We start from the raw sequence: 7,933 nt of genomic DNA, 5'->3' as shown, positions 1-7,933 counted from the left end.
GACAACCCACTCGCCTTCGCCATCGACCGCGACGACCAATGGGTGCCGCCGTTCGACGGAGCCTGCTCCAACATCTTCGTGATCATCTCGTGGACCTTGCTGTCGGACACGGTGCCCGGCCGGCCCGGCCGAGGCTCGTCCGACAACCCTTCCAACCGGTCTGCGGCGAACCGGTTCCGCCACTTCGCCACCGTGGGCAGCGCCCCCCGACCACCGCCGCGGCCCGCCCGTTCGTCGCACCTTCCGCACACGCCAACACGATCCGCGACCGCTGCGCGAGCGTCTGCGAGGTCTTCGGACGACGCACCCAACTCTCCAGCACCTGCCGCTCCTCGTCGGTCAGCGCGATCTGCATGGCGGTCGGTCCAGGCATACCCCGTTCTACGATCTATGAATGAACTAACAACTCAGGACACTGGCGGCGTGATCTGAACCCATCGACCAGCTGATCGTCCTGAACGGGGCGAGCGGCCTGAGTGACGCGCTGGCCAGCACGCTCTCCCAGGGTGCGGCAGGCCTGCAGCCGGCCCGCTCCCTGCTCGGCGGCCGGACGTCCGAGCCCGGCGGCGGGACGTCCACGGGCACGCCGCCGGAGGTCCGGACATCCGAGGTCACGCCGGCCGGACGCGGGACCCCGGCGGCGGAGTTCAGGTGGCCGGATCCAACGGCGCCCCGTGACCTCGTGCCGGGGGTGCCGAGTGCTCAGTGCCCGGCGCCGGGCGGGCCTGGCAGGCGCTCCGAGAGTTCGAACATGTTGCCCCACGGGTCGCGGAAGAACGCGAGCCGGGCACTGATCACCTCGATCTCGAACGGCTCGTTGACGATGTCGACCCCGCGGGCGCGCAGCTCGGCGAGCGTGTCGTCGACGCTGTGGACCGCGATGCAGACGTGGTTGAAGCCGCCGACGCTCAGGCTCTCGTCGACGTCCGCGAACATCGGCTGCTCCGCGGCGCCGGGGCCGGCGAGGATCTCGAGGTGGAAGTCGTCCCGGTCGGGCGGCATGACGTAGGCGAGTGTCAGATCGCCGTAGGGCCAGATCTGCAGGATGCGCCAGTCGAGCTTGTCGACCCAGAACGAGCGGGCGTCGGCGAAATCGGGGTAGCGGATCCCGGTGTGGTGCGGGTGCATCGAGGCGAAGGGCGAGTCGGGATTGCGGGGCGGGTTCGCAGGCAGGGGCATGGGGCCGACGTTAGGAGCCGCCGCGCACCGGGGTCGTCGTCTCCAGCTCCATGTCTGGGGCCGCACGCTTGTCACCGGCGACGACGGGCGGGCCCCTAGCATGGGCGTGTGGTGTCTGCGGACCAGGGCGAACTGCTCGCGGAGGCTCTCGGCGCCCGCGCGGACCGGATCGCCCCGCTCGTCCACACGCAGATCTCCGCGCACATCGCGACCTACGAGCGGGTGCCGCGGGCCGACGTCGAGGCGTCGGTGCGCGAGATCGTCGCGGACGTCTGCTCGCTGATCCGGACCGGCGCAGTCCCACCGCCCGCGAGCATCACCCAGGCCGAGGAGTCCTCGCGCGCGCGGGCCAAGYAGGGCGTGCCGATCCACGACATCATGCATGCGTTCCGGTTCTCGATGGGCGGCATCCGGGATGCGGTGCTCGCCATCGCCGATGAGATCGGCCTCGGCGCGGCCGGCATCGTCCACGTCGTCACCCTGATGTGGTCCTACAGCGACGCCTACACCGCCAACGTCGTCGCGATCTACCGGCAGTCGGACATCGAGGGCGCGCTGGAGCAGGCACGCCGCGCCCAGCAGTTCCTGCTGGGGCTGCTCGACCGGACGCTGCACGGCGCTGACCTCGCCGTCGCCGCCTCCGCGCTCCTGCTCGACCCGACCGCGCAGTACCGCGCATTGCGGGCGCTGCCGCCGGGCGGCAACCCGTCCGCCCACCTGCGCGAACTTCAGCGCCAGGCGACACGACACCGGGGTGTCAGCGTGCTCGCCGCGATCGGCTCCCAGTGCGTCGGCATCGTCACCTTCCGCCCGGAGGCGGTCGGTGACGACATCCTGATCGCGCTCGGCCCGRCCGTCCACCTCCGCGCACTCGACCACTCGTTCCGCTCCGCCGGGACGGTGCTCACCGCCRCCACGGCGCTCGGCCTGACCGGGGTGTACGCGCTGCCCGATCTGAGCTGGCGCGCAGCCGCCGCCCACGCCGCCGAGGTCAACGGCATGCTCCGCGACCGTTACCTGACACCCGTCACCGACCAGGGAACCTTCGGCACACTGATCCTCGAGGCCGTCGCCGCCTACCTCGCCCAGGATCGCAACATCCCCCGCGCGGCCCGCGTCATCCCCGTGCACGTCAACACGCTGCGCTACCGGCTGCGCCGGTTCGAGGAGCTCACTCGGAGCTCCCTGGACTCGACCGAGACCATCGTCGAGGTCAGCTTCGCGCTGGGCGTCTCCGCCCACGTGACCGGGGAGGGCGGCGGTCAGCCGATCGCGTCGGGCTGGGCGAAGGCCGCCAGGGCGGCCCGGTCCTCCGGCAGCGCGTAGCCCGCCCCGACGGTGCGTTCCAGCGCGGCGTCGTAGCGCTGTTGGTAGGCGGCCCGGTCGGGGTAGAGCTCGGCGAGACGTCCGGCGGGCAGCGGTTTCGCGGAGCCGAGGAGCAGGCACAGGACGGACGGGTCGGGCCCGGGCTCACCGGACAGCGCGGCCGTCGGGACGTCCACCGGCGGGGTGCGGACACCGCCGACCGCGAGGCCGTCCGCGTCCCGGCGGATCCGTGGGGTGTCGCCGGGGGTCACCTCGATGCGCGGGGCGGCGCCCGGAGCCCGGCCGGTGGTGATCCAGGTCGTCAGCGCCCGCAGGCCCGCCTTGGCGACCACGTGCATCGGGCCGTTGTTGATAGGAGCGCCGCATTTCATCGCGGCGGCGTTCGGGCCGAGCAGGTGTGCGTCTGCGTGGGCGGTGCCAGCGACCTCCCAGAGCCGGAGACGGTCGCTGTCGGGTTGGCGGGCCCGGTACGAGTTGAGCACGCCGAGCAGGTCGGACTCGGTCTGCGCGTTGAGGATCGGGGCGTCCAGGTCGGTGCGCAGGATCGTCGGCCTGCCCTGCAGCGCGCCGGCGAGGTCGGCCGGCTGGTCCGCCGCGACCAGCGGCAGGCCGGCTGCGCCGCGGCTGTGCACGAAGAAGCCGTCGAACTGGCGGGTGAGCGGTTGCACGCCGTTGATGTAGGTGACAAGCGCCGCCGCCGACTGTGACTCGCCCGCCGCGACCACGATCGCCGGCTTCGCGCCGTCCAGCCCTGCGCCGGCCACGATCGCCCTGGCGACCTGGGTGTAGATGTCGAACGAGAAGCCGTCGCCGGGATGGGTCAGCGAGCCGTACCGCGCCGGGTCCAGCGCTGTGAGGCCCCTGCCGGCGATGCCCTCGCTGCCCGGCGCGGTCACCAGCACCGGCCCGCCCAGCACACCGATGCGCTGCGCCGAGACACCGACCCAGATGTCGCCCCGCCGGGTGATCTCCTCCTGGAGGCTGGTCCACTCCGGATCGGCGTCCACCCCGCCGCTGACGTTCAGCCACTCGACGACGACGGTGCCGCTGAACCGCTCGGTCTGTGCTGGGCGGCGCACCAGCACCCGGGTGCGGTACGGGGCGGAGGCGTCCGGGGCGAAGGTCCACCGGCCGTCCTCGGTGAGCTCCCCGTCGGCCCGGTAGGAGGTGGCGGTGCCGGCCGCGGCGTACTCGTGTTGCACGTAGCCTGCGGGCTCGAGGTCCGCCGGGGTCGGCGACCCGATGAACACGCCGGTGCCACCGGTCAGCTCCGTCGACAGGTCCGCCGCCGGGCCGTCCGCCCGCGGGGTGGTCCGCGTGACGGCGGTGAGCGCGGCCGCGGTCGATGCGGTCGGGTCGGTCGACGGGGCCGGGCCGGTCGGGTCGTCGTCGCCCGAGCACGCCACCATCGTCGACAGGAGCACCGCCGTGGACGCCAGTACGCCGACCAGGCGTACCGGCCGGCGTAACCGGCGGCCGGCCAGTGTGCGGATGCCGGACCACCGCCGTCCCGTGTCGAACGGGTCAAGGTGCCTGTCGGGGAAACCGGTTCGGCGGTCTGTCATGGTGTGCCTCTCTGGGGGGCGATGGAGACCAGCGAAACAGACCGGGTCATCGCAGGGCCAGAACAGTGCACGGGTTTTCGCTCCAACCCCGTCCGGTGGCACCGGGCGCTGCTGTCGCGTGATCAAACCTGCTGCTTCCGCCATGCCCGGACAGGGCCGTTCGCCGGGCATTCCCACCAGGCCGTGGCGTCGTGCACGGCGGGCCGCATGGGGTGTGGGTGCCCGGGGCAGGGCGGCACCGGGTCGGTGATCCAGTCGTCTGCCAGGGCGGTCTGCAGCCAGTCGGCGGTGTCGACAGCGAGTTCTGCCGGCGGCGTCGCCGGGATGAGGCAGGTGATGGTCGCGCTGCCGTCGGAGCTGCGTGCTGTTACCGGCCAGGGGCTGATCCAGCCGACCAGGTCCGGCTCCGGCACGGTGACGCCCATCTTTTCGCAGGCCTCGGCCGGGGTGATCGAGCTGTTGGCGATCCAGTCCAGCGCGCGGATGAGTTCGGCGTGGTCCGGAGGGTCGACGGTGACGGTCAGGTGCTGGATGTGGGGGAGCAGCTCGGCCCGCGCCGCCGCCACTGCCTGCTCGACGCGCCGGCGGGAGGAGAGCAGATGCTCGGCAGCCACCGGTGACGGCCCAACGGCCTCCGTCGGCGAGTCCTCTGTGAGGAAAATGTCGTGCACGGTTACCCATACCGCGGAGGGGCCCCCGTTCGGGTAGTTCTGCATCACGCGAAATTCGCCTCCTCGAGGGCAGCACGACGATTGTGGGCCCCGCCTGGCCCGGCTCGAACGGGCTGGTCCCCTCCACAACGGGCCGGCGAGCTGGGGCGGCTCCACCGGCCGACGCAGGCCGAGGCTGATCGTAGGCGTGCGCCCTCAGCCGTCGCCAATGATTTTCGCGACGGCCGTTCCCTCCTCAGGTGCGGGGGAGCAGCCCGCCCGATGCCCCGTACCGGCTGGCGGTGAAACCCGGCGGAGCTCACGGACGCGCTCGGCGTGCGATCATTCCGAGGTGGACGGGCGAATCGGTGGCCGACTCACTCGTACCGTCACCGTCCTTCGTGGAAAACAGTGCGCGTAGCCATTGATCGGGGAGCTGGGGGTGAGACGGATTACTGCAGGACAGGTGCTGCGTCGAATGCTGCGTTCTCGAACTCCCCTGATCTATGTCCTGCCTTCAGCTGTCGCTGACGTTGTGGTCACCAGCATAAGTGTGTGGCTCCAGCTTCTTCTGATGCCAGTTCACGGTTTCGGAATGGGCCTTGTGATGAGCCGGGTATTCAAGGAGTGACATCCTGGCCGGGGGCGTCATACTCGTGATGGTCGCCGTCGATGGCGTGAAGGTGATGAGCAGAGGTGCGTGCCTCCTGTGCTCGGTTGGCTCGGGCCAGTGCCCGAGGTGCACCGGGTTTTCTTCTGAGCGCGGTGGGTTGGAGTCGGCGGCCCTGCTGGGAGGCGATGGAGAGCGGGCGGTCGGTGCGGTGGTCGGTGGTCGGTCAGCTCGACATGGCCGGTGGCTGACCACCGGGTGCGCCGGATGGGGGCTGCCCGCCGCCGGGGCCCTGGCCGCCTCCGCTGGGAGCCCGGCCGCCTCCACCTCCTCCACCACCACCGCCGGCTGCGGTGGTGGTGTCGACGCCGACAGACAGGGCTACGGTGTAGCCGCTGGTGACGTCGCCGGTGACGGTGCCGAGCTGGCTGGCGGCGGAGTCGTCGCCGAAGACGTTGTCGTTCGCGAGGCTGACGCGCGCCAGGGTCATCACCGAGGCCTCGTAGCCGGGTTGTGCGTAGACCTGGTCGCAGACGTCCTGTGGCAGTGCGACCTGTGAGGTGGCGACGGCCTTGGTGGAGTCGGTGATGCTGGCCTGGTCGGGGTAGACCTCGAAGTGGATGTGCGGCCAGCGTCCGGAGTAGCAGGCCGGGAAGATGCTGGTGAACCGGACCGTGCCGGCGCCGTCGGAGACCTGGACACCGCGCAGGTAGTTCTGGTCGGCGACGCCCTCGGAGTACATCGAGTAACGGCCCTCGCGGTCGCAGTGCCACACGTACACGGCCACCCCGGCGAAGGGGACACCGGCGTTGGCGAGGTCGGTGACCGTCAGTTCCAGCGTCATGGGTACGCCCTCGGCGGTGCCGGTAGCGCCGCCGAAGCTGGAGCGGATGTCGCTGCGGACGACACCGCTCTGTTCGAGGACGTCCGGCCCGTTCGACCCGTCACCGGGGTAGGGGCCGGCGGTCTCCTCCGGGATCTCCCCGGCAGCCGTACCCGCCGTTGTACCGGCCGATGCGGAGGCCGTGGCGCCGGAGGATCCCGAGGATTCGGCCTGGCCCGGCGTGCAGGCGGCGAGGCCTGCCGCCGCGGCACCCACGCCGAAGAAGGCGAGCATGCGCCGCCGGCTCACCATCGTTCCGACGTCGAAGGCCAGCCCCTGGTCGACGATCTCCTCCTCGGGGCGGGCCAGCGAACGGCCCTCGTAGGTCGGTGTCCGGCTCGACCGGTGACGGTTCGCCATGTCTTCTCCCTCGGCGCGCGGCTGATCCTGCACCGCCACACTGCTCGAGCCGCCCCTGCGGGTGCTGTGCTTCACCTGTGTTCTAGCTGTGAGAGCAGGTCCTGGCCGCCCATGTCGTGTTCGGACCACCCCACCATGCCCAAGATCACTGCCATCGATCGTTCTGGTGCCCGTTCCTGGATGAGGCGGAGTCCGGCGGAGGACGTCATTACTGGTTGGTCAGTTTGTCCGCGATCTGGTCGATGAGGCCCTGCTCGACGGCCGGCGGCGGAACGTCCTGGATGTTGTGGACCTCGAGCTCGACAGYGACCTGGCCGACGTAGAAGTAGACGGMGTCGAAGACGTAGCCGTAGGTGCCGTAATCGTCCGTGATGCCCATCGAGGTGCGGACGAGCGCGGTGGCTCCCGGCGGCGGGGACGGTGTCTCGACCGCGACGATCTCGTAGGTGAAACCGCTCGCGTCCTCGCCTGCCAGCTGCTCCTCCAGCGCGCCGCGGTAGCAGTCGGCGAAACGAGGGCTCGTCACGATCTCGGCGTTCTCGCTGATCTGCTCCGCCGGTAGGATCTTGGCCCGGCTGATCGCCTGGAAGTCGGATTCCTCGATGTTGGTGAACGTGTCACCCGTCGTCTCGTCCGACGGCGGGGGCGGGTCGTAGCCGGGGACGCCGACGCACGCCGCGATCTCGGCGCGCATCGCGCTGCTGCCGCTGTCCGGGTCGTCGGCGCCGCCCGAGCTCTCGAAGCCCGCCGTCTCCGGACCGGCCGTGAGCACGTAGTCTCCCGCGCGCAGGTCTCTCGCCGGAGTGTCGATGGCCTGGGCGGGGGCGCCGGTGGGCGTGGTTGCGGCCAGCGGTGTCGCCACTGGTGTCGCTACCGGTGTCGTGGCCGAGACGACTGCGAGACTGCCCTCCTGGCATCCCGCGGCCATGACCGCCAACACCGACGCGACGATGCCCCCGGACACCGCCCGGAGCACGCTCCGGTCTCGCCGCATGCCGCCCATTCCTACCTCCGCAAGATTCACCCAGGCCGTTCCGTGAACGGTCGTGAAATTTGTTGCCGACGAGCAAAACGATGCCGGAGAAAAACGGATCAGCGTTCATTCTCGGATGTCGTTCGTGGGACACGTGGGAGCACGAAGAGCCCTGACCATAATTCGGCGGGCTGCCTTCCGATAAATCTTCGCGTTGCCCCCCTTGACAGGTGGGTGTCCGTGTCGTGGTGCGGCTGGCTCGGGTTGGTCGGTGCACTCGCGTTGATGGCGGAGGGGTGGGGGCGCCGTGATCGACGAGGGCGGACGGCCTGCTTCGCTCCCGTGGTGTCGCGCAGCGAGGCGAGCGCATCACTTTCGGTATGTCGC

General features: G+C 70.7%; 7 protein-coding genes. 1 reads left to right on the top strand and 6 read right to left on the bottom strand.

Annotated features, from left to right (window positions below; genetic code table 11):
- On the bottom strand, positions 1-191 hold a 191-nt coding region (locus CC117_RS38255; protein ID WP_198541991.1), incomplete at its 3' end, for a helix-turn-helix domain-containing protein.
- Positions 192-702: 511 nt separating this feature from the next.
- Positions 703-1,179, bottom strand: coding sequence for a VOC family protein (locus tag CC117_RS26580; RefSeq protein ID WP_071088857.1), 477 nt, complete (start codon positions 1,177-1,179; stop codon positions 703-705).
- A gap of 108 nt (positions 1,180-1,287) precedes the next feature.
- Here CC117_RS26580 and CC117_RS26575 point away from each other — a divergent pair, with 108 nt between their 5' ends.
- Complete coding sequence (locus tag CC117_RS26575) at positions 1,288-2,505, top strand: helix-turn-helix domain-containing protein (RefSeq protein WP_071088854.1); 1,218 nt, start codon at positions 1,288-1,290, stop codon at positions 2,503-2,505.
- Here the strand turns inward: CC117_RS26575 and CC117_RS26570 are convergent.
- The 4 genes from CC117_RS26570 to CC117_RS26555 form a co-directional block, all read right to left on the bottom strand.
- A complete protein-coding gene (locus CC117_RS26570) occupies positions 2,442-4,070 on the bottom strand; it encodes an alpha/beta hydrolase domain-containing protein (protein ID WP_084132837.1) in 1,629 nt (542 codons plus the stop codon). The two genes, CC117_RS26575 and CC117_RS26570, sit on opposite strands and share 64 nt — an antisense overlap.
- A gap of 122 nt (positions 4,071-4,192) precedes the next feature.
- The gene (locus CC117_RS26565; protein ID WP_071088882.1) at positions 4,193-4,786 is read right to left on the bottom strand and encodes a hypothetical protein; all 594 of its coding nucleotides are present in this window, start codon (positions 4,784-4,786) and stop codon (positions 4,193-4,195) included.
- 770 nt (positions 4,787-5,556) lie between these two features.
- Complete coding sequence (locus CC117_RS26560; RefSeq protein WP_071088852.1) at positions 5,557-6,573, bottom strand: intradiol ring-cleavage dioxygenase; 1,017 nt, start codon at positions 6,571-6,573, stop codon at positions 5,557-5,559.
- 208 nt (positions 6,574-6,781) lie between these two features.
- Positions 6,782-7,567, bottom strand: a complete 786-nt coding sequence (locus tag CC117_RS26555; RefSeq protein WP_321572645.1) for a hypothetical protein — start codon at positions 7,565-7,567, stop codon at positions 6,782-6,784.
- Positions 7,568-7,933: the final 366 nt, after the last annotated feature.

Origin of the sequence: Parafrankia colletiae (assembly GCF_001854655.1) — a bacterium.
GTDB classification, from domain to species: Bacteria; Actinomycetota; Actinomycetes; order Frankiales; family Frankiaceae; genus Parafrankia; species Parafrankia colletiae.
This window is presented reverse-complemented; position numbering and strand designations above follow the sequence as displayed.